The sequence below is a fragment of the Pseudomonas sp. Irchel 3E20 genome, assembly GCF_900187645.1.
Classification (GTDB): domain Bacteria; phylum Pseudomonadota; class Gammaproteobacteria; order Pseudomonadales; family Pseudomonadaceae; genus Aquipseudomonas.
Map to the genome: position 1 here is coordinate 16169 of NZ_FYEE01000003.1, position 23014 is coordinate 39182.

Consider the following 23014-nt stretch of genomic DNA (forward strand, 5'->3'; position numbering starts at 1 on the left):
CTTGCGAGTGTATTTGCATGACCGCCACCCCTGACCCGCGCCCGGCACCGTTTTCCCGGTCCGACTACAAGACCCTGGGCTTGGCCGCCCTGGGCGGCGCGTTGGAAATCTACGATTTCATCATCTTCGTCTTTTTCGCCCTGACCCTGAGCCAGTTGTTCTTCCCCCCGGAAATGCCCGAATGGCTGCGCCTGCTGCAAAGTTTCGGGATTTTCGTCACCGGTTACCTGGCGCGGCCCCTGGGCGGCATCCTGATGGCGCACTTTGCCGACCGCTTGGGGCGCAAGAAGGTATTCAGCCTGAGCATCCTGATGATGGCGCTGCCGTGCCTGCTGATCGGCATCATGCCCACCTACGCGCAGATCGGTTACCTCGCACCGCTGCTGTTGCTGGCGCTGCGCATCCTGCAAGGGGCGGCGGTGGGCGGCGAGGTGCCCAGCGCCTGGGTGTTCGTCGCCGAGCATGCGCCCCGGGGCCATCGCGGCTATGCCCTGGGCTTCCTACAGGCCGGGCTGACTTTCGGCTACCTGATAGGCGCCCTCACGGCCACGGCCCTGGCCCAACTGTTCAGCCCGGCGGAAATCCTCGACTACGCCTGGCGCTACCCCTTCCTGCTGGGCGGTGTGTTCGGCGTGATTGGCGTGTGGCTGCGCCGCTGGCTGAGTGAAACCCCGGTGTTCATGGCCATGCAGGAACGCCGCGAAGCCGACCTCGAACTGCCCCTGCGCACCGTGCTGCGCGAGCATCGCCTGGCCATCCTGCCGGCGATGATCCTCACCTGCGTGCTGACGTCGGCGGTGGTGGTGTTCGTGGTCATTACCCCGACCATGATGCAAAAAACCTTTGCCATGAGCGCCAGCCACACCTTTGCCCTCAGCGCTTTGGGCATCGTCTTCCTGAACATCGGCTGCGTGCTGGCGGGGCTGATCGTCGACCGCATCGGCGCCTGGCGCACGGTGATGCTCTACAGCCTGCTGCTGCCGCTGGGGATTGGTGTGCTCTACAGCAGCCTGATTGCGGGCAGCCCGTGGGTGGGCCTGGCCTACGCCATCGCAGGCCTGGGCTGCGGCGTAGTGGGGGCGGTGCCGTCGGTGATGGTCAGCCTGTTCCCGGCGCGCATCCGGGTGTCGGGCATTTCCTTCACCTACAACATCGCCTATGCCTTGTGGGCGAGTACCACGCCGCTGTTGCTGATCGGCCTGATGCCCTGGAGCCCGTGGGTGTGCGTGATCTATAGCGCCGTGATGGGGGCGGTGGGTATCGCCAGCGCCCTGTACTTCGGCACCCGCCTGCCCGGCGCCAGCCAGGAGCCGGTGCCTTCGGGCTGCTGAAACGTGCGAGCCCGGTAGCACGGCCCGTGGGTGTTTTTGTGGGCGCAGGCTTGAAATCGCCATGGCAGGCGGAGCCAGCCCCCACAGGGCGGTGATAACCACGCCCGTGTGGTAGCCATGCGCCTAGAAGTTTGGCTTTTGATCTTGATTCACCCACCCACAAAAAAGCCCCGACACTCAGCGAGTGCCGGGGCTTTTGATGTTGCGCTCAGGCGTTACTGCGCGGTGCTAAGGGCCTTGGCCTTGCTCATGCGCAGCAGGTAGAAGCCCCAGATAATCAGGACCCACACCGGGATGGCATACACCGAGGCGCGCACGCCCGGGATGGCCAGCATCACGCCAATAATCCCCAGCATGAACGCCAGGCACAGGTAGTTGCTGAACGGGAACCAGAAGGTCTTGAACCCGGTTTCCACGCCTTGTTCCTTCATGGCTTTGCGGAACTTGATGTGGGTCAGGCTAATCAGCGCCCAGTTAATCATCAGGGACGCGACCACCAGGGCGAACAGCAACTCCAGGGCGTTATGGGGCGCCACGTAGTTGATGACCACGCACAAGAGCGTTACCAGCGCCGAGACGCCCAGGGCCCGCAGTGGCACGCCTTGTTTGTTGAGCTTCATCAGCGCCTTGGGCGCGTCGCCCTGTTCGGCCAGGCCAAACAGCATGCGGCTGTTGCAGTACACGCCGCTGTTGTACACCGACAGCGCCGCGGTCAGGACCACGAAGTTGAGGATGTGCGCCGCGGTGTCGCTGCCGATCAGGGAGAAGATTTGCACGAACGGGCTGCTGCTGTATGGGTCGCCCGAAGCGCCCAGGGTTTGCAGCAACTGGTCCCACGGGTACAGCGACAGCAGCACGGTGAGGGCACCGACGTAGAAAATCAGGATCCGGTACACCACCTGGTTGATGGCCTTGGGGATCACTTTGCGCGGCTCGCTGGCCTCAGCGGCGGTGATGCCCACCAGTTCCAGGCCGCCGAAGGAGAACATGATGAACGCCATGGCCATCAGCAGGCCGCTGTAGCCATTGGGGAAGAACCCGCCGTGGCTCCACAGGTTGCTGAACGAGGCTTGCGGGCCGCCCTCGCCGCTGAACAGCAGGTAGCAGCCGAGCACGATCATGCCGACAATCGCCACCACCTTGATGATGGCGAACCAGAATTCGGTTTCACCGAAGAACTTCACGTTCAGGGTGTTGATGAGGTTGACCAGCACGAAGAACACCACGGCGCTGACCCAGGTGGGGATTTCCGGCCACCAGAATTGGATGTACTTGCCTACAGCGGTCAACTCGGCCATGCCCACCAGCACGTAGAGCACCCAGTAGTTCCAGCCGGACAAAAAGCCCGCGTAGCCGCCCCAGTATTTGTGGGCGAAGTGGCTGAACGAGCCGGCCACGGGCTCTTCGACGATCATTTCACCCAGTTGGCGCATGATGAGGAACGCGATGAAACCGGCGATCGCATAGCCGAGGATCATCGACGGCCCCGCCGACTTGAGTACGCCCGCCGAGCCGAGGAACAGCCCGGTGCCAATCGCACCTCCTAGCGCAATCAGTTGAATATGCCGGTTCTTCAAGCCGCGCTTGAGGCCAACCGGATTTACGATGTCATCGGCCATTACATTCCCTTTTTACTTGTTGTTTTTTCAGGCGTGGTCGGAAAAATCCTGCACGTTTGACACACCTCTCTCACAGAGGGGTCAGATATTACCCTCGGTAAACTTTTCGGAACACAGCTGAACGCCTTCCAGGGCCAATCGGTAGGTGCATTAGAAGGACCGGCGGGGGCGGGGGTCTATCCGGTTAATGGGCGAAGGGAGTCCGGATAGTAGGTAATAGGTGTTTTTTGTGTGGGAAGCATTGCTCTGTTATGTCGGGATTTTTACCGTGAGGGCGGACTTACCCGCAATGGCGGCGCACCTGGCACTGCAGTGGCTAGCTGACACATCGCCATCGCCAGCAGGCGCGCTCCCACCCAGGTTCGCCCACAGGTGTTGTTCACCCAACAATCAAATCCCCCCTCACAGCATCTCCCGCACCAATTGCAGGCAATGGGTCAGCCCCGGCGATTGGTCGTTGACCCGGCGGCTGAGGATGATCGGTGAGTTGGCGGTGGTTTCCACGATGGGCGTGTAACCGATGTCGGCGCGGTGCAGGGCCTGGACGGAGGCGGGCACCACGGTGACACCCATGCCGGCGGCGACCAGGCCGATGGCGGTCTGCAATTCGTTGGTCCATTGCGACACCTTGACCACCAGGCCATGGGCGTCGAACAGGGCGATCACGTGGTCGGCATAGCTGGGGCGCGGGTTGCCGGGGTAGAGCACGAAGGGTTGTTTGGCCAGTTCCGCCAGGGTGGTCGGCCCGGCCAGCAGCGGGTGGCCGGTGGGCAGCACGGCCACCAGGCGATCTTCGATCAGCACTTGCTGGACGATGGCCGGGTCGTCGATGCGGATCCGCCCGAACCCCACGTCGATGCGCCCGGCCTTGAGGGCCTGGACTTGCTGCAAGGTGGTCATTTCCGACAGGCCCAGTTCCAGCTCCAGGGTGTCGTCGGTGCGCAGGCGACGGATCAGGTCCGGGAGCATGCCGTACAGGGTCGAGGGCGCGAAGCCGATGCCCAGCCAGGTTTTTTGCCCCAGGCCGATGCGCCGGGTGTCGTCACAGGTTTTGCCCAGTTGTTCCAGCAGCAGCTTGGCGTGCTCATAGAAGTAGCGCCCGGCCTCGGTCAGGCGCAGCGGGCGGCCGCGCTCGAGCAGCACCACGCCCAACTCGTCTTCCAGTTGCTGGATCTGCCGGCTCAGGGGCGGTTGGGCGATGTGCAGGCGTTCGGCGGCGCGGGTGAAGTTGAGGGTTTCCCCCAGCACCTGGAAGTAACGCAGATGGCGCAGCTCCATGGACAGTCCTCGCAACGCGGTGATGACGATGAACAATACCCTGTAGGTATCGATTGAGACCAATTCTATATTGGCAGCCCAAAAAAATGGCGGGCAGAATCGGGCAAAACAAGTAAAGAACCTGATGGGTATAGAAATGCACGCAAGCGCCATTGAATCGATCGAGACGATCATCGTCGATCTGCCGACCATCCGCCCGCACAAGCTGGCGATGCACACCATGCAGCATCAGACCCTGGTGATTATCCGCCTGCGTTGCAGCGATGGCATCGAAGGCATCGGCGAGTCCACCACCATCGGTGGCCTGAGCTATGGCAACGAAAGCCCCGACAGCATCAAGACCAACATCGACCGTCACTTCGCGCCGCTGCTGGTCGGCCAGGACGCGTGCAACATCAACGCCGCCATGCTGCGCCTGGAGCGCAGCATCCGTGGCAACACCTTCGCCAAGTCCGGCATTGAAAGCGCCTTGCTCGACGCCCAGGGCAAGCGCCTGGGCCTGCCGGTCAGCGAACTGCTGGGCGGGCGGGTGCGTGATGCGCTGCCGGTGGCCTGGACCCTGGCCAGCGGCAACACCGAGAAAGACATCGCCGAAGCCGAAAAAATGCTCGACCTGCGCCGCCACCGCATCTTCAAGTTGAAGATCGGCGCCGGCGAGGTGAACAACGACCTGGCCCACGTCATCGCCATCAAAAAAGCCCTGGGCGAGCGCGCCAGCGTGCGGGTGGACGTCAACCAGGCGTGGGACGAAGCCGTGGCGCTGCGGGCCTGCCAAGTGCTGGGCAGCAACGGCATCGACCTGATCGAGCAACCCATCTCGCGCAACAACCGCGCCGGCATGGCCCGCCTCAACCTGTCGAGCCCGGCGCCGATCATGGCCGACGAATCCATCGAGTGCGTGGAAGACGCCTTCAACCTGGCCCGCGAAGGCGCGGCCTCGGTGTTCGCCCTCAAGATCGCGAAAAACGGCGGCCCGCGTGCGGTATTGCGCACGGCGGCGATTGCCGAAGCGGCGGGTATCGGCCTGTACGGCGGCACCATGCTTGAAGGCGGCATCGGCACCCTGGCCTCGGCCCATGCGTTCCTGACCCTGAACAAACTGGCCTGGGACACCGAATTGTTCGGCCCGCTGCTGCTGACCGAAGATATCCTGGCCGAGCCGCTGGTCTACCGCGATTTCCATTTGCACGTCTCGACCGAGCCGGGCCTGGGCCTGAGCCTGGATGAAGAACGCCTGGCGTTCTTCCGCCGCGACAAGTCGTCCGTGACCCTTTCCCACGCCTGAGGACAGAGCCCCATGTTGTTCCACGTAAAGATGACCGTGAACCTGCCGCTCGACATGAACCCCGAGCACGCCGCGCGCCTCAAGGCCGACGAAAAGGCCCTGGCCCAGCGCCTGATGGAACAGGGCAAGTGGCGCCACCTGTGGCGCATCGCCGGCCTGTACGCCAACTACAGCGTGTTCGATGTCGACAGCGTGCAGGAACTGCATGACACCCTGATGCAATTGCCGCTTTATCCCTACATGGCCATCGAGGTCAATGCCCTGTGCCGGCACCCTTCCTCGATTCGCGAAGACGACCGTTAAGGGCCATCGCCTGAGGCGCGGTGCCTACAGGGCAGCGCATCAGGCTCCATGCCGTGCTGCACCCAATAATTACAAGATGAGGACCTAACACCATGTCAGTCAGAATCTCCCACACTGCCCACGCCCAGAAGTTTCTCGAAGAAGCCAGCGGCAGCCTCAACGACGGCGGCAACCCGCGTGCCAAGGCGCTGATCCACCGCATCCTGCGGGACTCGGTGGCGATCATCGAAGACATGCAAGTGACCCCGGAAGAATTCTGGAAAGCGGTCAACTACTTCAACGAACTGGGCCAGAGCCAGGAAGCCGGCCTGCTGGCCGCCGGCCTGGGCCTGGAGCACTACCTGGACCTGCTGATGGACGCCGAGGACGAGCAGGCCGGTAAATCCGGCGGCACCCCGCGCACCATCGAAGGCCCGCTGTACGTGGCCGGCGCGCCGCTGTCCAAGTACGAAGCGCGGCTGGACGACGGCCAGGACCCAGGCGTGGTGCTGTTCATGCAGGGCCAGGTGCGCGACACCGACGGCAAGCCCCTGGCGGGCGCGATTGTCGATGTATGGCAAGCCAACACCGGCGGCACCTACTCCTACTTCGACGGCACCCAGTCGGAATTCAACCTGCGTCGGCGCATCGAGACTGACGCCCAAGGCAACTACCGCTTTCGCAGCATCGTGCCGTCCGGCTACGGTTGCCCGCCGAGCGGCCCGACCCAGCAACTGCTCGATCAACTGGGCCGCCACGGCCAGCGCCCGGCGCACATCCACTTCTTTATCTCCGCACCGGGCCACCGCCACCTGACCACCCAGATCAACCTGTCGGGCGACCCGTACCTGCATGACGACTTCGCCTACGCCACCCGCGATGAGCTGATCGCCGAGATCCGCTTCAGCGAAGACCAGGCCAAGGCCCGTGAACTGGGTGTGGAGGGCCGTTTCGCGCAGATCGATTTTGACTTCACCCTGCAGCCGGCCGCCGCGCCCGTGGAGCAAAAACGCATGGAGCGTGTGCGCGCCCTGGAAGACTGACCCCGGCCCTGTGCCCCGCCGCGAGATAACCGACCGTTTATCTCGCGGCATTTTTATTGGCGCGGGCAGTACAGGCCACTGGGATAGACTCGCGGCTAAATAACAACAATTAGAGTGCCTGGTTATGGAAAGTCATCTGCTGAGCGAGCGCAGCCTGGTGTTTGAGCGGGCCGACCCCTACGCGGTGTCCGGTTACGTCAACCAGCATGTCGGCGCCCATTGCATCCATCTGCCCAGGGCCTCCAACCCCGAGGCCAGCCTCAACCACCGCAAATTCGCCAGCCTGGACCTGTGCCGCATCAGCTATGGCGGCAGCGTGCACGTCACCTCGCCGGCCCTGGAAACCATCTACCACCTGCAAGTGCTGCTGCGCGGCCACTGCCTGTGGCGCGGCCACCAGCAGGAACACTACCTGGCGCCGGGCGAGCTGTTGCTGATTAACCCCGACGATCCGGTGGACCTGACCTATTCCGCCGATTGCGAAAAATTCATCCTCAAGATCCCCACGCACCTGATGCAAGCCGCTTGCCTGGAGCAACGCTGGCTCTACCCGGAAACCGGCGTGCGCTTCCTGCAAAACCGCTACACCCTTGGCGAGCTGGACGGCTTCGTCAACCTGCTGGCCATGGTCTGCCTGGAAGCCGAGGCGGGCGAGCCGATGCCCAAGGTGCAGGAGCACTACGCGCAGATTGTCGCCGGCAAAATGCTCAGCCTGATGAAGACCAACGTGCGCCGCGCCCACCTGAGTTCGCGGGACGCGACCTTCGAGCACATAGTCGATTACATCGACCAGCACCTGAAGCAGGACATCGACGGCGAAGCCCTGGCGCGCCAGGCGCGCATGAGCCTGCGCTCGCTCTACTCGCTGTTCGAGCGCCACGCCCACACCACACCGAGCCACTACATCCGCCTGAAAAAACTCGAACGCGTGCGCGCTTGCCTGAGCGACGACACCTGCAACGTGCGCAACGTCACCGAACTGGCCATGGACTACGGCTTTTTGCACCTGGGCCGCTTCTCGCAAAGCTACCGCCAGCAGTTTGGCGAGTTGCCCTCCGATACCCTCAAGCGCCGGCATTGAGGTTGCGTGGCGCCTGAGCGGGCGCCATCGCGAGCAGGCTCGCTCCCACGGAGCGGGCCGGGTGGCGCTGCGCTTGCCTGCGATAGCGATTTCAAAGGCCCTCCCTGCACAAAACGGATAGCGATCTGCACAAAGCGGATATTGCCGCCACCTGCGCCTGCCTAGCATGAGCCTTGCCTGAACAATAACAACGGAGGCTTTGGCCATGTCTTTGCGACCCGAATACCTTCATTCCATGCTCGAGGATGACCCCGAACAGGGCGTCTACCGCTGCAAGCGCGAGATGTTCACCGACCCGCGGCTGTTCGACTTGGAAATGGAACACATCTTCGAAGGGAACTGGCTGTACCTGGCCCACGAGAGCCAGATCCCCAACAAGAACGACTTCTACACCACCACCATGGGCCGCCAGTCGATCTTTATCGCGCGCAACAAAGACGGCGTGCTCAATGCCTTCATCAATGCCTGTAGCCATCGCGGCGCCATGCTGTGCCGGCACAAGACCGGCAACCGTGCCACCTACACCTGCCCGTTCCACGGCTGGACCTTCAACAACTCCGGCAAGCTGCTCAAGGTCAAGGACCCGGCCGAAGCGGGCTACCCGTCGAGTTTCAACTGCGAAGGCTCCCACGACCTGACCAAAGTGGCGCGCTTCGAGTCCTACCGGGGGTTTCTGTTCGCCAGCCTCAAGGCTGATGTGGTGCCGTTGGTGGAACACCTGGGCGAGTCGGCGAAAATCATCGACATGATCGTCGACCAGTCCGCCGATGGCCTGCAAGTGCTGCGCGGTTCCTCCAGCTACATCTATGAGGGCAACTGGAAACTCACCGCCGAGAACGGCGCCGACGGCTACCACGTCAGCTCCGTGCACTGGAACTACGCCGCCACCCAGAACCAGCGCAAACAGCGCGAGGCCGGCGACTGCAACCCGACCATGAGCGCCGGGAGCTGGGCCAAGCAGGGCGGGGGCTTCTACTCCTTCGACAAGGGCCACCTGCTGCTCTGGACCCGCTGGGCCAACCCCGAGGACCGCCCCCTCTACGAGCGCCGCGACGAACTCGCCGCAGGCTTCGGCAAGGCCCGCGCCGACTGGATGATCGAAAACTCGCGCAACCTGTGCCTGTACCCCAACGTCTACCTGATGGACCAGTTCAGCTCGCAGATCCGCATTGCCCGGCCGATCTCGGTCAACCGCACCGAAATCACCATCTACTGCATCGCCCCCAAGGGCGAGAGCGACGAGGCACGCGCCAAGCGCATCCGCCAGTACGAAGATTTTTTCAACGTCAGCGGCATGGCCACCCCGGATGACCTGGAAGAGTTCCGCTCCTGCCAGCTCGGCTACCAGGGCGCCGGAGGCTGGAACGACATGTCCCGCGGGGCCGAGCACTGGGTCGAAGGCGCCGACGCCGCCGCCCGGGAAATCGACCTGCACCCGTTGCTCAGCGGCGTGCGCACCGAAGACGAAGGCTTGTTCGTGCTGCAACACAAATACTGGCAGCAAACCATGCTCAAGGCCCTGGCCGCCGAGCAGGCCAAGCACATCCCCGTGGAGGCCCTGTGATGAGCATTGCCCATGAAGCGGTATGCGCCTTCCTCTACCGCGAGGCGCGTTACCTGGACGACAAGGACTGGGACAACTGGCTGGAACTCTACGCCGCCGACGCCTCGTTCTGGATGCCGTCCTGGGACGACAACGACGAGTTGACCCAAGACCCCCAACGCGAAATCTCGCTGATCTGGTACGGCAACCGCAGCGGCCTGGAAGACCGCGTGTTTCGCATCAAGACCGAGCGCTCCAGCGCCACCGTGCCCGACACCCGCACCTCCCACAACATCAGCAACGTCGAGGTGCTGGAACAGGCCGACGGGCTGTGCAAGGTGCGCTTCAACTGGCACACCCTGAGCTTTCGCTACAAAACCGTGGACAGCTACTTCGGCAGCAGTTTCTACACCCTGGATGTGCGCGGCCAGACCCCGCTGATTAAGGCCAAGAAGGTCATCCTGAAGAACGACTACGTTCGCCAGGTCATCGACATCTACCATTTGTGAGGCTGGGGCCATGTCCTATCAAGTTGCGTTGAATTTCGAAGACGGGGTCACCCGCTTCATCGCCGCTGAAACCGGCGAAACCGTGGCCGACGCGGCGTACCGCCAAGGCATCAACATCCCCCTGGACTGCCGTGACGGCGCTTGCGGCACCTGCAAGTGCTTTGCCGAGGCGGGCCGCTACGAACTGGGCGAGGACTACATCGACGACGCCTTGAGCGAAGACGAAGCCGCCCAGGGTTACGTGCTGACCTGCCAGATGCGCGCGCAAAGCGACTGCGTGCTGCGGGTGCCGGCCTCCTCCGAGGTGTGCCGCACCCAGCAGGCCAGCTACGCCGCGGCCATCAGCCAGGTGCGCCAGTTGTCGGACAGCACCTTGTCGCTGTCGATCAAGGGCGAGGCCCTGAGCAAACTGGCGTTTTTGCCGGGCCAGTACGTCAACCTGCAAGTGCCGGGCAGCGAACAGACCCGCGCCTACTCCTTCAGCTCGTTGCAGCATGACGGCGAAGTCAGCTTTCTGATCCGCAACGTGCCGGGCGGGCTGATGAGCCGCTTCCTTACCGAACTGGCCAAGGCCGGCGACCCGATCAACCTGGCCGGGCCCCTGGGCTCGTTCTACCTGCGCGATATCCGCCGCCCGCTGCTGCTGTTGGCCGGCGGCACCGGGTTGGCGCCGTTCACCGCCATGCTCGAGCGCATTGCCGAGCAGGGCAGCGAGCACCCCTTGCACCTGATCTACGGCGTCACCCACGACCACGACCTGGTCGAGCTGGAGCGTTTGCAGGCCTTCGCCGCGCAGATTCCCAACTTCACCTTCAGCGCCTGCGTGGCTAGCCCCGACAGCGCCCACCCGCTCAAGGGCTACGTGACCCAGCACATCGAGCCCCAGCACCTGAACGGCGGCGATGTCGACGTGTACCTGTGCGGGCCACCGCCAATGGTCGATGGCGTCAGCCGTTTCCTCGCCGAACAGGGCGTGGCCCCGGCGAACTTCTACTACGAAAAATTCGCCGCCAGCGCGGCCTGAGGACAGCCCATGAGCACTGCACGTTTTGCTGGCAAGGTCGCGCTGATTACCGGCGCCGCCCAGGGCATCGGCCGCCGCGTCGCCGAGCGCATGGCCGCCGAAGGCGCGCATCTGGTGGTGGTCGACCGGTCCGAATTGCTGTTTGAGTTGCGCGATGAACTGCCCGGCAAAGTGCTGGCCCTGACCGCCGACCTGGAGCAGTACGAAGAATGCAGCCGCGTGATGGCGGCGGCCATCGAGGCCTTCGGGCGCCTGGATATTCTGGTGAACAACGTCGGCGGCACGATCTGGGCCAAGCCGTTCGAGCACTACCAAGCGCACGAAATCGCCAAGGAAGTGCAGCGCTCGCTGTTCCCCACGCTTTGGTGCTGCCACGCGGCGCTGCCGTACATGCTGGCGCAGGGCAGCGGGGCGATCGTCAACGTGTCGTCGATCGCCACCCGCAGCCTCAACCGCGTGCCCTACGGCGCGGCCAAGGGCGGCGTGAATGCACTGACCGCGTGCCTGGCTTTTGAAACCGCCGAACGCGGCATCCGCGTCAACGCCACCGCCCCGGGCGGCACCGAAGCGCCGCCACGGCGCATCCCGCGCAACAGCGCCGAACAGTCACCGCAAGAGAAAATCTGGTACCAGCAAATCGTCGACCAGACCCGCGACAGCACCCTGATGAAACGCTACGGCACCATCGACGAACAGGCCGCCGCCATCCTGTTCCTGGCCTCGGACGACGCCTCGTACATCACCGGCATGGTCATGCCGGTGGGCGGTGGGGACCAGGGTTGAACTGAACGCCACAGAGGCTCGCGGCCATGAGGGGCGTGGTCACCGCCCCTACTTGCGCACCACCAAGTCCAGCAACTCTTCCTTTTCCTTGATCTTCTGCAACACGATTTCCGAGCGGATGTCGGTGACGCCCGCCGTGCGGTTGAGGTGGTTGACGATGAAATCGGAGAAGTGCTTGAGGTTGCGCGCCTGCACCCGCAGCACGTAGTTGCTGGCGCCGGTGATGACGTAGGCGGTGACCACTTCGGGCCAGGAGTGCACCTTCTTGATAAAGGTTTCGTGCCAGTCGGCCACGTCCTGGCGCAGGGACACATGGACGATGGCTTCCAGCTCGATGCCCAGGCGTTCGGCGTTGAGCACCGCGCGGTAGCCGGTGATGATGCCCTCGCTTTCCAGCAGGCGCAGGCGCCGCAGGCAGGCCGAAGGGGAGAGGGCGACTTTCTCGGCCAGTTCCTGATTGCTGATGCGCCCGTCCTGTTGCAGGAAATGCAGGATGCGCAGGTCGGTGGAGTCCAGAGTCATGGTTTGAATAAATCCGCGATTATTGGAGTTGGAATCGAATTTTCTTCGCAATAGTGCCGATGCAACGCTGCACTTTGCACGAAAATTTTCCGGTTCCTGGTTCATCATCTGCTTCACGAGGCCGGCTGCGGTTGGCCGCACCGATGCGTGTTTCCCTGACAGGACCTTCCATGATTAGCAGAACCGATTGCCTGGCGCTCGATGCGCAAGACCCGCTGGCGCCGTTGCGCGAGCAGTTTGCCTTGCCCGAGGGGGTGATCTACCTCGACGGCAACTCCCTCGGTGCGCGCCCGGTGGCGGCCCTGGCCCGGGCCCAACAGGTGATCGCCGAGGAATGGGGCAATGGCCTGATCCGCAGTTGGAACAGCGCCGGTTGGCGCGCCTTGTCCGAGCGCCTGGGGGACCGGCTCGCCGGCCTGATCGGCGCCGGGCCGGGGGAAGTGGTGGTTACCGACACCACCTCGATCAACCTGTTCAAGGTGCTCAGCGCGGCCCTGCAAGTGCAGGCGCAACGGGCGCCCGAGCGGCGAGTGATCGTCACTGAAAGCAGTAACTTTCCCACCGACCTGTACATCGCCCAAGGCTTGGCGGACCTGCTGCAACAGGGCTACTCCCTGCGCCTGGTGGACAGCCCGGCACAGTTGCCGCAAGCCATCGGCCCGGACACAGCGGTGGTGATGCTCACCCACGTCAACTACAAGAGCGGCCACATGCACGACATGCAGGCCCTCACCGCCCTGAGCCACGAATGCGGCGCGCTGACGATCTGGGACCTGGCCCACTCGGCCGGCGCGGTGCCGGTGGACCTGCACGGCGCGGGTGCCGACTACGCCATCGGCTGCACCTACAAGTACCTCAACGGCGGCCCGGGTTCCCAGGCGTTCGTCTGGGTGGCGCCGGCCCTGTGCGACCTGGTCAACCAGCCGCTGTCGGGCTGGTTCGGCCACACCCGCCAGTTCGCCATGGAAACCGCCTACGCGCCCAGCAGCGGCATCGCCCGCTACCTGTGCGGCACCCAACCGATCACCTCGCTGGCGATGGTGGAATGCGGCCTGGACATCTTCGACCAGACCGACATGGCCAGCCTGCGCCGTAAATCCCTGGCCCTGACCGACCTGTTCATCGCGCTGGTGGAAAAACGCTGCGCCACCCACGGCCTGACCCTGGTCACCCCGCGTGAGCACGCCCAGCGCGGCAGCCACGTCAGCTTCGAGCACCCCGAGGGCTACGCGGTGGTCCAGGCCTTGATCGCCCGGGGCGTGATCGGCGACTACCGCGAACCGCGGATCATGCGTTTTGGCTTCACGCCGCTGTACACGCGCTTTAGCGAAGTGTTCGACGCGGTCGAGATCCTGGGCGAGATCCTCGACCAGAAAACCTGGGCCCGGGAAGAATTCCAGGTGCGCCATAGCGTGACGTGACACTCCTTGTGGGCCTGGGCTTGCCCGCGATTAGGCCAGTACAGCCAGCAGAACTCTCGCGGCTGGAGCATAGCCATCGCGGGCAGGCCCGCTCCCACAGGGTGGATGGCAAGTTAGTCTGATACACCCCCAATCGCGTGCAACCACACTAATAAAGAGGCACCTAGCGTGACGACTTCCAACAAGGGTTGCGCTTGAGGGGCCTATCCCCCAGTGGGAGCGAGCCTGCTCGCGATGGCGGTTCTCAAGCCGCCGAAAAGCCTGCGGGGGCGGTCAACGCCTCCAGCAGCGCCCGGGCATAGCCGGGCAGTTGCTCGAACGAACGGGCGCACAGCAGCAATTTGCGCCGTGCCCAGGGTTCTTGCAGCTCGCGGCGGTGCAATGCCTGTGGTGCCGGCCCGCGTTCAAGGGCGGCCAGGGGGACGATGCCCAGCCCGGCGCCACGGGCCACCATGCGTATCACCCCATCAAAACCCTCGGCGCGGATGCGGGTCTGCATGCGCCGGCCGCAGTGCAGAGCCTGTTCCTCCAGGTAAATCGCTAGGGCGCTGCTGGCGTTCAGGCCTACATAGTCGTGGCCCAGGGTCTGGGCGAAGGTCAACTCAGGGGCGCCGGCCAGGGGATGGTCCAGCGGCAGGATCAACACCAGCGGGTCGTCGCAAAAGGCGCGGCTGTGTAAACCCTGGCGGTCAACGGCGTCGCAGATGATGCCCAGGTCCGCCGCGCCCTGGCGCAGGGCGTGGGTGATGCGCTGGCTGGGCAGTTCCTGCACGTCGATAGTGAGGTTGGGGTGTGCGTGTAGAAAATCCGCCAGGCGTTCGGGCAGGTATTGGCTCAGGGCCGTGGTGTTGCACAGCAAGCGCACCTGGCCCTTGGCCCCGCTGGCGTACTCCGCCAGTTCCTGTTGCAGGTGCTCGGCCTGTTGCAGCAACGCCCGGGCATGCCGTGCCAGGGCCTGGCCGGCGGGCGTCGGGTAGACGCCACGGCGCCCGCGCTCGAAAAACGCCACCCCCGCCGACACCTCCATTGCGCGCACCCGCGCACTGGCCGCCGACAGCGATAAATGGCTGCGCGCCGCGCCGGCGGTGATGTTGCCGCAGTCGAGAATGTTCAGGTAAAGCCGCAGGTCAGTCAGGTCGAAGTGCATGGTTTGGCCCTGTAGAAAGCGGGCTCGCCCGCGCTGGGCTGCGTAGCGGCCCTAAAACCCGAGGCGCGCTACGCACTCCAGCGCGGGCAAGCCCGCTTGTTACTGATGCGTGTGCCTATCGGGAAACAAGAGTCTGCCTGCGCCAATCGCGCATTTCCAGCCTCGCGTGCAGGGGGGATTATGGGCGCCATGAATACTGTCCTGGCGTACTACCAACACCTCGGCCCGGCCCTTATGGCGCTGGTGCTGTTGACCTTCTTGCTGGCCGGTACGGTCAAGGGCGTGATCGGCCTCGGCTTGCCTACCATCGCCATGGGCTTGCTCGGCTTGGCTATGGCGCCGGCGCAGGCTGCGGCGCTGCTGATTGTGCCGTCGGCGTTGACCAACCTCTGGCAATTGGCGTTTGGCGGGCATTTGCGTGGGCTGCTGGGGCGGTTGTGGCCGATGCTGCTGGCAATCTTCCTGGGCACCGGGGCGGGGGCGCTGTGGCTGGGCATGGAGGGCGGGCCGTGGGTGGTGCGGGGGTTGGGCGCGGCGCTGTTGCTGTATGCCCTGAGCGGGTTGTGCCTGCCGGCCCTGCGCCTGGCGGCGCGGCACGAACCCTGGCTGGGGCCGCTGTGTGGCGTGTTGACCGGTGCCATTACGGCGGCCACCGGGGTGTTCGTGATCCCGGCGGTGCCCTATCTACAGGCGCTGGGGCTGCAACGGGATCAACTGGTGCAAGCCTTGGGCCTGTCATTCAGCGTCTCGACCCTGGCCCTGGCGGCCGGCCTGGCGTGGGGCGGTGCCTTGGGCGGCGCTGAGCTGGGGGCGTCATTGCTGGCGCTGGTGCCGGCCCTGTTGGGCATGTGGCTGGGGCAATGGTTGCGCCAGCGCATCAGCGCTGTGCTGTTCAAACGGGTGTTCTTTGTCGGCCTCGGCCTGCTGGGGGCGCACTTGCTGGTCAGCGGCTAGCCGAGGCGGGGCTGAGCATGTCGATCATGCGGGTCTCGAAATCCCGCGCCAGGTAGTCCATGCGTTGCTCGAAAAACTGCCGCATGTGGGGCAGGTTGGCGTGGATGTCCCAGTGCGCGCGGCTTTGCCACACCTCATAAAAGATAAACAGCGTCGGGTCTTCGCGGTCGCGCAGCATGTGGTACTCGATGCAGCCCGGCTCGGCGCGGCTGGGCTGCACATAGGCGCGGAACAACGCCTCGAAGGCGTCGGCTGTTTCCGCTTGGGTGTGGGCGTGCAGGATGAAACTGTGCAATGCACTCATGGCGATCTCCTCTGGTTTGAGGGTGCCAACTTTACGACAACAATCTGCTATCGATTCGTGCTTATGGGTCAAATGTATTTTGCCGATGGCGGGCTTATTCCGCGTGCGGTCGCTCTATAACCTGGCCTCATCGTTTTTCACTCTTCTCGATCCGCTGCCCCGTGCAGCGCGCATTGATACCCGATGAGGCTACTCACCATGAAGAAAGTCCTGTTGCTCAACGGCGGCAAACAATTCGCCCACTCCGATGGCCGCTACAACCTGACCCTGCACGAAGCCGCCGCCGCCGTGCTGGACCGTGGCGGTGTGGATGTGAAAGTCACCCACATCGACGCCGGCTACGACATCGATGAAGAGGTGCAGAAGTTTCTCTGGGCCGACGTCATCGTGTACCAGATGCCGGGTTGGTGGATGGGCGCGCCGTGGATCGTCAAGCAGTACGTCGATGAGGTCTTCACCCGTGGTCACGGCAGCCTCTACGCCAACGACGGCCGCACCCGCAGCGACGCCTCGCAGAAGTACGGCAGCGGTGGGCTGTTGCAGGGCAAGCAGTACATGCTGTCGCTGACCTGGAACGCCCCGCAGCAAGCCTTCGACGACCCCGCGGATTTTTTTGAAGGCAAGGGCGTGGACGCGGTGTACTTCCCGTTCCACAAGGCCAACGCCTTCCTCGGCCTGGAGGCGTTGCCGACCTTCCTGTGCGTGGACGTGATGAAACGCCCCGACGTGGCCGGCGACGTGCAGCGTTACGAGGCGCACCTGGCCAAGGTGTTCGGCCTTTAAGCTACTATCTGCGGCGCACTGGTTGTCGGTAGCAAGCGGGCTCGCCTGCCTGCTACAAGCAGCCTCCCCCAGCCGCAGAGGACGCCCGTTGAAAGCCAGATCCGATGAGTTGCAGATGTTTGTCTGCGTGATCGAATGCGGTTCGATTTCCGCCGCCGCCGAGCAGGTTGGCCAGACCCCTTCGGCGGTCAGCCGCAGCCTGTCGCGCCTGGAGGCCAAGCTCGACACCACGCTTATCAACCGCACCACCCGGCGCATGGACCTGACCGAAGAGGGCAAGTACTTTTTCGAGCACGCCAAGCGCATCCTCGACCAGATGGACGAACTCGAAGAGCGCCTCAGTGCCCGCCAGCAAACCCCCTCCGGGCGCTTGCGGATCAACGCGGCGGCGCCCTTCATGTTGCACGCCATCGTGCCCTACATCGCCGAATTCCGCGGGCTCTACCCGGATATCCAACTGGAACTCAACAGCAACGACCTGATAATCGACCTGCTGGAGCAGAGCACCGACATCGCCATCCGCATCGGCGCCCTGGCCGACTCCACCCTGCACGCGCGCTCCCTGGGCTGTAGCCCGCTGCATATCCTCGCCAGCCCCGACTACGTGGCGCGCCACGGTACGCCGACCACGGTGGAGCAGTTGGGCGACCATCAGTTGCTCGGTTTCACCCAGACCGAAACCCTCAACCACTGGCCCCTGCGCCACGCCCACGGCGACCGCTGGCAGATCGAGGCAAGCCTCAGCGCCTCCAGCGGCGAAACCCTGCGCCACCTGGCGCTAGCGGGGCAGGGCATCGTCTGCTTGTCCCACTTCATGACCTGCGACGACATCCACACCGGGCGCTTGCAGGTGCTGCTGGCCGAGGCCAACAGCGGCTACCGCCAGCCGATCAACGCGGTGTATTACCGCAACTCTCAATTGGCGTTGCGCATCCAGTGCTTCCTGGACTTTATCCAGGACAAACTGGCGGGTTATGCGCTGGCGGAGTTCAGGGGATAGGGGGGAGCGGCAAGCTGACAGCTAAGCGCTGGCCGCTGTGCCTTCCTTGTCGTGCAGGCCAAAGCGGTCCACCAGGGTGGCGCTGGCTTGGTTCAGGCCGAGCACCTGCACCTCGGCACCGTTGGCGCGCAGTTTGAGGATCACGCTGTCGAGGGCGGCGATGGCGGTGATGTCCCAGAAGTGCGCCTGGGTCAGGTCGATGCACACGCGGGGCAGGTGTTCCTTGAGGTTGAAGGCGGCGCGGAATTTGTCTGCCGAGCTGAAGAATACCTGGCCGACCACCCGGTAAACCCGGCACTGGCCGTGGTCTTGTAGGGCCGACTCCACGGTCAGGTAGTGGCCCATCTTGTTGGTGAAGAACAGCGCGGCCAGCAGCACGCCAGCAAGTACGCCGTAGGCCAGGTTGTGGGTGCCGACGACCACGGCCACGGTCACAACCATGACGATGTTGGTGGACAGCGGGTAGCGTTTGAGGTTGCGCAGCGAGTCCCAACTGAAGGTGCCGATGGACACCATAATCATCACCGCCACCAGCGCGGCCATGGGGATGCGGCTGACCCAGTCGCTGAGGAACACCACCATCAACAACAGCGCCACCCCGGCGACAAGCGTAGACAGGCGCGTGCGCCCGCCGGATTTCACGTTGATGACCGACTGGCCGATCATCGCGCAACCGCCCATGCCGCCTAGCAGGCCGGTGGCGATGTTGGCCAGGCCCTGGCCCTTGCATTCGCGGTTTTTGTCACTGGGGGTGTCGGTCATTTCATCGACGATGGTGGCGGTCATCATCGACTCCAGCAGGCCGACCACGGCCATGGCGGCGGAGTAGGGGAAGATGATTTTCAGGGTGTCCAGGTTCAGCGGTACGTCCGGCCAGAGGAAGATCGGCAGGGTGTCGGGCAGCGCGCCCATGTCGCCGACGGTGCGGATATCCAGGCCCAGCCCCATCGCCACGGCCGTCAGCACCAGGATGCACACCAGCGGCGAGGGGATGACCTTGCCGATCACGGGCACGTGGGGGAACAGGTAGATGATGCCCAGGCCCGCCGCCGTCATGGCGTAGACGTGCCAGGTGACGTGGGTCAGTTCCGGCAACTGGGCCATGAAAATCAGAATCGCCAAGGCATTGACGAAACCGGTGACCACCGAGCGCGAGACGAAGCGCATCAGCGACCCCAGCTTGAGATACCCGGCGCCGATTTGCAGTGCGCCGCACAACAGCGTGGCGGCCAGCAGGTATTGCAGGCCGTGGTCTTTGACCAGCGTCACCATCAACAGGGCCATGGCCCCGGTGGCCGCGGAGATCATCCCTGGGCGCCCGCCGGTGAAGGCGATCACCACCGCCATGCTGAAGGAGGCGTACAGGCCGATCTTGGGGTCTACCCCGGCGATGATGGAAAACGCGATGGCTTCGGGGATCAGCGCAAGGGCCACCACCAGCCCGGCCAGCACATCGGCGCGGACATTGGAAAACCAGTGGTGTTGGAGGGAGGCGAGCATGGGCAGGTCCAGGGTGATTTATCTGGTAACAAAAACGGGGGGCGGGAGTTTACAGGGGATGGGCGCGATAGGGGGCAGACCGCTGCTGTAGCAGCGGGTAAGCCCGCGTGCTACAGCGCTTGGGGTTATGGGCCGACGAGGTTTTCCAGTTCCCGGGCGCGGGTCTTGGTCATGTCCAGGAAGCAGGAACTGGCGTTGATGGCATCGATGGTGCCGCCGGTCAGGCTGGCAACGAAGCCGCAGTTGGCGTCGCGGTATTTGAGCCACAGGCGCTGCACGTCCTTGAGCGGGGCTTTTTTGTCGGCGTCCAGGGCGGCCATCGCGGCTTTGTAGGCCTGGTTCAGGCGGGTGTCCTGGCGTTTGATCTCTGCGGCCTGGCAGTCGAGCATTTCCACGGTCACGCCGCCGGAAGCTTTCATGCACTGGCTGTAGGCCGGGCTGTCGGCGTCGGGGTTGGCCTGGGCGGTGGCGCACAGGCCCAGAAGCAGGAGAGGGGCGAACAGGCGGTGGCGATTCATGGGGCACCTTGGCGCAGACAAGCGTTTGTGGGCGCGGGCTCTTGCCCGCGATGGCTGAGTGTCAGTCGGCGTGAATGTTAACTGACCCGGCGCCCTCGCGGGCGAGCCCCCTCCCGCAGGAGGCTCGGGCGGGTTCTGCTCACACCCGGAAGTGGCTGACCATGGTCTGCAACTGGCTGCCCAGGCGCGCCAGTTCGACGCTGGCCGAGGCGGTTTCGTCGCTGGCGGCGGCGGTTTGTTCGCACACGTCGCGCACGTTGAGGATGCTGCGGCTGATCTCTTCGGCCACGGCGCTTTGCTGTTCGGCGGCGGTGGCGATCTGCTGGTTCATCGACTGGATGCTGGACACGGTGCGGGTGATGTTTTCCAGCGAGGTGCCGGCGCGGCGGGTCAGTTCGACGCTGCTGTCGGTGAGGCTGCGGCTGTTGTTCATCACCGTGGCCACTTGCTGGGTGCCGTTTTGCAGGCCGGCCACCAGGCCTTCGATTTCTTCGGTGGATTTTTGCGTGCGTTGGGCCAGGCCGCGTACTTCGTCGGCGACCACCGCAAAGCCACGCCCGGCTTCACCGGCACGGGCGGCTTCGATGGCGGCGTTGAGAGCCAGCAGGTTGGTTTGTTCGGCCACGGCCTTGATGACGTCCATGACGCTGCCGATCTTGTCGCTTTCGTGTTGCAGCACGCTCATGGCTTCGGTGGAGCGCGCCACTTCGCTGGCCAGGCGTTCGATCTGCTCGATGGCCTGGGCCACCACTTTGTCGCCGGCGCGGGCTTCGCTGTCGGCATCGGCGGCGGCTCGGGAGGCGTGCTCGGCGTTGCGCGCCACCTCCTGCACGGTGGCGGTCATTTCGTGCATCGCGGTGGCCACCTGGTCGGTTTCGACTTTCTGGCGGTTGACGCCGTCGCTGGTTTCTTCGGTCACGGCCGAGAGTTCTTCGGCGGCGCTGGCGATCTGGGTGACGCCGTCGCGGATCCCGGTAATCAGTTCGCGCAGGGTCACGCCCATGCGTGCGATGCCCTGTTGCAGCACGCCCAGTTCATCGCGGCGGGTGACGTGCAGGGTGTGGCTCAGGTCGCCACTGGCAATGCGCTCGACCACGGCCAGGGTTTCGCGCAGCGGGCGGGTGATCTGGCGGGTGATGAGTACGGCAGCGAGGATGCCCACCAGCAGCGCCAGCAAGGTGCTGACCAGTTGCAGGCTGCGGGCCTGGGCGCTTTCGCTGTCGCGACGGTCGAGCTGGACCTGGTAGAGGCGGTCGCTGATCTTGACGATGTCGGCGCCTTGCACGGTCATTTCCGCGCGGGCGTCCACGGCTTGGCTGTAGGCCGCTTTGTAGGCCTGCAACGCGGCGCGGTAGTTGAGCAGGGCGCTTTCGAGCTGTTGCAGGGCCACTTGCTGGGTGTCGGCGAAGTGGCTGTTGAGGTCCTTGAGGCTGGCGATGGCCAGGTTCAGTTGGTTGAGCGCTTTTTGCTCGGTCTCGGCCTTGGTGTCGGCGGTGTAGCCGCGCACTTCGTAGCGCGCCAGCAGGAAGGCTTCGCGGGCCTGGGTGATGGTTTGGAACTGCTCGAAGCGTTGGTCGCTCAGGGGCATTTGCTTGACCTGGGTGCTGATTGCTTCGATCAGGCTGTTGGCGGTTTCGGCGTTCTGGCCCATGACCTGGCGCGCCGCGTTGCCGTCGCGGTAGGCGCTGCGCATTTTGTTCAGCGACTGCTGGTAGGCGGCGATGGTGGTGCCTTGTTCGCGCAGCAGCTTGAGGTTGTCCGGGCTCTTGAAACTCTTGAGCAAGGCCTGTTGTTGGGCGCTGAATTCGTCGAGGGTGCCCTGCACGTTTTGCGCGGCGCTTTCATCGCCATTGGTGAGCATGTACTGCAAGCGGCTGATGCGCAGCTTGGTCAGGCCGGCGTTGAGCTGGGTGATGTCGCTCATCCAGTTGCTGCGGTCGATCAACCCGCCCAGGCTGGTCCAGCCCGTCAGGGCGAGGATGCTGGTGAGTACCAGCACCAGGCCGAAGCCCAGGCCCAGTTTGAGGTTGACGCTGATGTTGCCGAACCAGCTATTCATTGAAGTGCTCCAGTCACGTTGAGTTTTTTTCGTCGGTTGGCTGGAAGGTTGTTGTTTTTAAGTGCCAGCAAGGTTGTATCGCAGCGGTTTATCGGCCGCTGGGGCGAGAGCTGAAACGGTTTTTGCGCAGGGAAGTTTTGCCTGGCGACGGACGGTCAAAGGGTGGGGCCCGTCTTCGCTTGTGCCGAGGCCTGCGGCGCGGTTGCGCAAAATTATCAGGATTGAGGTTGCGGGTTTTTGCCGGCTCATTCGTCTTATCTAGTGAACCCCACGCCATCCAACGCGTTTTCGCGTTTGTCTTCATAAAAAGGACTTTGCATGCCTGTCACTTCTTGCCGCTCTTTCTGGCTGGGCAGCGTTGCCCTGGCTGTCACCCTGGCCACGCCGGCCGCGTTTGCCGACTACCTGTGGCTGGAGCGCGGTGCCGGGCAACCGGCGAAGGCGTACTTGAGTAACTTCCAGCCCAGCGAGCGCTTGGCCCTGAGTACGCTGATTCAGGTCGAGGCGTTGTTGGGCGAGGGCAAACGTGTGCCGCTGGCGGCCAGTGGCGATGGTTTTCCGATTGCCCAGAGCGTGGCCGGGGATTTACGTGTGAGTGCCAAGCAAACCGAGCCGGGCAAGCTGACCCTCTACGAAGCCAAGGAAGGGCGCAGCGAAACCAAGGCCCGTAACGACCTGGAACTGGTGCCCACCACCGCCAATGGCAACACGTTCAAGTTGTACTGGAAGGGCGGTGTGGTGTCGGCGTCCCAGGTCAACGTCTACACCTCCCGGCAGTGGAACCGCACGATCAAGCCTGCCGCCGATGGCAGCGTGACCCTGGACACGCCGTTTCCCGGCCAGTACGTGCTGGAAGTGGTGGCCCAGGTCAACGGCGCGGTCACGGTCCAGGGGCAGAAGTTCGACACCGTGGTGCATGTGGCGACCCTGTCGTTCAACGTCCCGGGTTGATTTACGCGCAATGCAAAGGCCCCCGCTCGTCACCGAACGGGGGCCTTTTTTGTCACCGCTGTCAGGCGGCTTCAGGG

22 protein-coding genes and 1 pseudogene are annotated in these 23014 nt (G+C 64.0%); 14 read left to right on the forward strand and 9 right to left on the reverse strand.

All coding sequences use genetic code 11. The annotated features are described in order from the left end of the window. Window positions 1–17 precede the first annotated feature (17 nt). Window positions 18–1331 carry an MFS transporter gene (locus tag CKW13_RS06360; RefSeq protein WP_095107747.1) on the forward strand — a complete coding sequence of 438 codons (1314 nt, stop codon included), beginning with the start codon at window positions 18–20 and terminating at the stop codon, window positions 1329–1331. A gap of 215 nt (window positions 1332–1546) precedes the next feature. On the opposite strand, the gene CKW13_RS06365 is transcribed toward CKW13_RS06360, so the two are convergent. Both CKW13_RS06365 and CKW13_RS06370 read right to left on the reverse strand, forming a co-directional pair. Beyond that, window positions 1547–2950, reverse strand: coding sequence for an amino acid permease (locus CKW13_RS06365; protein ID WP_095107748.1), 1404 nt, complete (start codon window positions 2948–2950; stop codon window positions 1547–1549). 402 nt (window positions 2951–3352) lie between these two features. Next, on the reverse strand, window positions 3353–4228 hold the full coding sequence (locus CKW13_RS06370; RefSeq protein WP_095107749.1) for a LysR family transcriptional regulator: 876 nt from the start codon (window positions 4226–4228) through the stop codon (window positions 3353–3355). 136 nt (window positions 4229–4364) lie between these two features. On the opposite strand from CKW13_RS06370, the gene CKW13_RS06375 reads away from it, so the two are divergent. The 8 genes from CKW13_RS06375 to CKW13_RS06410 all read left to right on the forward strand — a co-directional run bounded on the left by CKW13_RS06375 (window position 4365) and on the right by CKW13_RS06410 (window position 11778). Next, window positions 4365–5513 carry a muconate cycloisomerase family protein gene (locus CKW13_RS06375; protein ID WP_176465071.1) on the forward strand — a complete coding sequence of 383 codons (1149 nt, stop codon included), beginning with the start codon at window positions 4365–4367 and terminating at the stop codon, window positions 5511–5513. A 12-nt stretch (window positions 5514–5525) separates the two neighbouring features. Beyond that, a complete protein-coding gene (gene catC / locus CKW13_RS06380; RefSeq protein WP_095107751.1) occupies window positions 5526–5816 on the forward strand; it encodes a muconolactone Delta-isomerase in 291 nt (96 codons plus the stop codon). Between the two features lie 92 nt (window positions 5817–5908). Further along, a complete protein-coding gene (catA, locus tag CKW13_RS06385) occupies window positions 5909–6838 on the forward strand; it encodes a catechol 1,2-dioxygenase (protein ID WP_095107752.1) in 930 nt (309 codons plus the stop codon). A 124-nt stretch (window positions 6839–6962) separates the two neighbouring features. After that, a complete protein-coding gene (locus tag CKW13_RS06390; protein ID WP_095107753.1) occupies window positions 6963–7919 on the forward strand; it encodes an AraC family transcriptional regulator in 957 nt (318 codons plus the stop codon). Window positions 7920–8124: 205 nt separating this feature from the next. Further along, window positions 8125–9483, forward strand: a complete 1359-nt coding sequence (benA, locus tag CKW13_RS06395; RefSeq protein ID WP_095107754.1) for a benzoate 1,2-dioxygenase large subunit — start codon at window positions 8125–8127, stop codon at window positions 9481–9483. After that, window positions 9483–9971, forward strand: a complete 489-nt coding sequence (benB, locus tag CKW13_RS06400; protein WP_095107755.1) for a benzoate 1,2-dioxygenase small subunit — start codon at window positions 9483–9485, stop codon at window positions 9969–9971. The genes benA and benB overlap by 1 nt, the downstream gene beginning before the upstream one ends. 10 nt (window positions 9972–9981) lie before the next feature. Further along, window positions 9982–10995 (forward strand): benzoate 1,2-dioxygenase electron transfer component BenC, encoded by a 1014-nt coding sequence (benC, locus tag CKW13_RS06405; protein ID WP_095107756.1) that lies wholly within the window; start codon window positions 9982–9984, stop codon window positions 10993–10995. Window positions 10996–11004: 9 nt separating this feature from the next. Then, window positions 11005–11778, forward strand: a complete 774-nt coding sequence (locus CKW13_RS06410; RefSeq protein ID WP_095107757.1) for a 1,6-dihydroxycyclohexa-2,4-diene-1-carboxylate dehydrogenase — start codon at window positions 11005–11007, stop codon at window positions 11776–11778. 48 nt (window positions 11779–11826) lie between these two features. Here the strand turns inward: CKW13_RS06410 and CKW13_RS06415 are convergent, their stop codons facing one another. Then, the gene (locus CKW13_RS06415; RefSeq protein WP_095107758.1) at window positions 11827–12300 is read right to left on the reverse strand and encodes an Lrp/AsnC family transcriptional regulator; all 474 of its coding nucleotides are present in this window, start codon (window positions 12298–12300) and stop codon (window positions 11827–11829) included. A gap of 170 nt (window positions 12301–12470) precedes the next feature. Between CKW13_RS06415 and kynU the strand changes: the two genes are divergently transcribed. Next, a complete protein-coding gene (gene kynU, locus CKW13_RS06420) occupies window positions 12471–13721 on the forward strand; it encodes a kynureninase (RefSeq protein ID WP_095107759.1) in 1251 nt (416 codons plus the stop codon). 244 nt (window positions 13722–13965) lie between these two features. On the opposite strand, the gene CKW13_RS06425 is transcribed toward kynU, so the two are convergent. Next, window positions 13966–14868: a LysR substrate-binding domain-containing protein gene (locus CKW13_RS06425; RefSeq protein WP_095107760.1), complete on the reverse strand. Its 903-nt coding sequence runs from the start codon at window positions 14866–14868 to the stop codon at window positions 13966–13968. Between the two features lie 189 nt (window positions 14869–15057). Between CKW13_RS06425 and CKW13_RS06430 the strand changes: the two genes are divergently transcribed. Next, a complete protein-coding gene (locus CKW13_RS06430) occupies window positions 15058–15822 on the forward strand; it encodes a sulfite exporter TauE/SafE family protein (RefSeq protein ID WP_095108181.1) in 765 nt (254 codons plus the stop codon). Here CKW13_RS06430 and CKW13_RS06435 read toward each other — a convergent pair. Then, on the reverse strand, window positions 15812–16126 hold the full coding sequence (locus CKW13_RS06435; protein ID WP_095107761.1) for a putative quinol monooxygenase: 315 nt from the start codon (window positions 16124–16126) through the stop codon (window positions 15812–15814). The two genes, CKW13_RS06430 and CKW13_RS06435, sit on opposite strands and share 11 nt — an antisense overlap. A gap of 198 nt (window positions 16127–16324) precedes the next feature. Between CKW13_RS06435 and CKW13_RS06440 the strand changes: the two genes are divergently transcribed. Continuing rightward, complete coding sequence (locus tag CKW13_RS06440) at window positions 16325–16909, forward strand: NAD(P)H-dependent oxidoreductase (RefSeq protein ID WP_095107762.1); 585 nt, start codon at window positions 16325–16327, stop codon at window positions 16907–16909. 88 nt (window positions 16910–16997) lie between these two features. Continuing rightward, window positions 16998–17909, forward strand: coding sequence for a LysR family transcriptional regulator (locus CKW13_RS06445; protein WP_095107763.1), 912 nt, complete (start codon window positions 16998–17000; stop codon window positions 17907–17909). A 21-nt stretch (window positions 17910–17930) separates the two neighbouring features. Here CKW13_RS06445 and CKW13_RS06450 read toward each other — a convergent pair whose 3' ends face one another. The 4 genes and pseudogenes from CKW13_RS06450 to CKW13_RS24955 all read right to left on the reverse strand — a co-directional run. Next, window positions 17931–19409: a SulP family inorganic anion transporter gene (locus CKW13_RS06450; RefSeq protein ID WP_095107764.1), complete on the reverse strand. Its 1479-nt coding sequence runs from the start codon at window positions 19407–19409 to the stop codon at window positions 17931–17933. Between the two features lie 125 nt (window positions 19410–19534). Then, window positions 19535–19927, reverse strand: coding sequence for a lysozyme inhibitor LprI family protein (locus tag CKW13_RS06455; protein ID WP_095107765.1), 393 nt, complete (start codon window positions 19925–19927; stop codon window positions 19535–19537). A gap of 139 nt (window positions 19928–20066) precedes the next feature. Then, on the reverse strand, window positions 20067–20930 hold the full coding sequence (locus CKW13_RS24950) for a methyl-accepting chemotaxis protein (RefSeq protein WP_371856226.1): 864 nt from the start codon (window positions 20928–20930) through the stop codon (window positions 20067–20069). Between the two features lie 42 nt (window positions 20931–20972). Next, window positions 20973–21986, reverse strand: a pseudogene (locus CKW13_RS24955) (methyl-accepting chemotaxis protein); the annotation flags it as partial. Between the two features lie 318 nt (window positions 21987–22304). Between CKW13_RS24955 and CKW13_RS06465 the strand changes: the two are divergent. After that, window positions 22305–22937 carry a hypothetical protein gene (locus tag CKW13_RS06465; protein ID WP_095107767.1) on the forward strand — a complete coding sequence of 211 codons (633 nt, stop codon included), beginning with the start codon at window positions 22305–22307 and terminating at the stop codon, window positions 22935–22937. The last annotated feature ends 77 nt before the right edge of the window (window positions 22938–23014 follow it).

Coding starts and splice junctions, on each gene's coding strand:
- CKW13_RS06435 (WP_095107761.1), bottom strand. CDS start 16,126: ATGAGTGCATTGCACAGTTTCATCCTGCACGCCCACACCCAAGCGGAA.
- CKW13_RS06370 (WP_095107749.1), bottom strand. CDS start 4,228: ATGGAGCTGCGCCATCTGCGTTACTTCCAGGTGCTGGGGGAAACCCTC.
- CKW13_RS24950 (WP_371856226.1), bottom strand. CDS start 20,930: ATGGGCGTGACCCTGCGCGAACTGATTACCGGGATCCGCGACGGCGTC.
- CKW13_RS06360 (WP_095107747.1), top strand. CDS start 18: ATGACCGCCACCCCTGACCCGCGCCCGGCACCGTTTTCCCGGTCCGAC.
- CKW13_RS06430 (WP_095108181.1), top strand. CDS start 15,058: ATGAATACTGTCCTGGCGTACTACCAACACCTCGGCCCGGCCCTTATG.
- CKW13_RS06455 (WP_095107765.1), bottom strand. CDS start 19,927: ATGAATCGCCACCGCCTGTTCGCCCCTCTCCTGCTTCTGGGCCTGTGC.
- benB (WP_095107755.1), top strand. CDS start 9,483: ATGAGCATTGCCCATGAAGCGGTATGCGCCTTCCTCTACCGCGAGGCG.
- CKW13_RS06440 (WP_095107762.1), top strand. CDS start 16,325: ATGAAGAAAGTCCTGTTGCTCAACGGCGGCAAACAATTCGCCCACTCC.
- CKW13_RS06450 (WP_095107764.1), bottom strand. CDS start 19,409: ATGCTCGCCTCCCTCCAACACCACTGGTTTTCCAATGTCCGCGCCGAT.
- CKW13_RS06375 (WP_176465071.1), top strand. CDS start 4,365: ATGCACGCAAGCGCCATTGAATCGATCGAGACGATCATCGTCGATCTG.
- kynU (WP_095107759.1), top strand. CDS start 12,471: ATGATTAGCAGAACCGATTGCCTGGCGCTCGATGCGCAAGACCCGCTG.
- CKW13_RS06365 (WP_095107748.1), bottom strand. CDS start 2,950: ATGGCCGATGACATCGTAAATCCGGTTGGCCTCAAGCGCGGCTTGAAG.
- catA (WP_095107752.1), top strand. CDS start 5,909: ATGTCAGTCAGAATCTCCCACACTGCCCACGCCCAGAAGTTTCTCGAA.
- CKW13_RS06390 (WP_095107753.1), top strand. CDS start 6,963: ATGGAAAGTCATCTGCTGAGCGAGCGCAGCCTGGTGTTTGAGCGGGCC.
- CKW13_RS06465 (WP_095107767.1), top strand. CDS start 22,305: ATGCCTGTCACTTCTTGCCGCTCTTTCTGGCTGGGCAGCGTTGCCCTG.
- CKW13_RS06425 (WP_095107760.1), bottom strand. CDS start 14,868: ATGCACTTCGACCTGACTGACCTGCGGCTTTACCTGAACATTCTCGAC.
- CKW13_RS06415 (WP_095107758.1), bottom strand. CDS start 12,300: ATGACTCTGGACTCCACCGACCTGCGCATCCTGCATTTCCTGCAACAG.
- benA (WP_095107754.1), top strand. CDS start 8,125: ATGTCTTTGCGACCCGAATACCTTCATTCCATGCTCGAGGATGACCCC.
- catC (WP_095107751.1), top strand. CDS start 5,526: ATGTTGTTCCACGTAAAGATGACCGTGAACCTGCCGCTCGACATGAAC.
- CKW13_RS06410 (WP_095107757.1), top strand. CDS start 11,005: ATGAGCACTGCACGTTTTGCTGGCAAGGTCGCGCTGATTACCGGCGCC.
- benC (WP_095107756.1), top strand. CDS start 9,982: ATGTCCTATCAAGTTGCGTTGAATTTCGAAGACGGGGTCACCCGCTTC.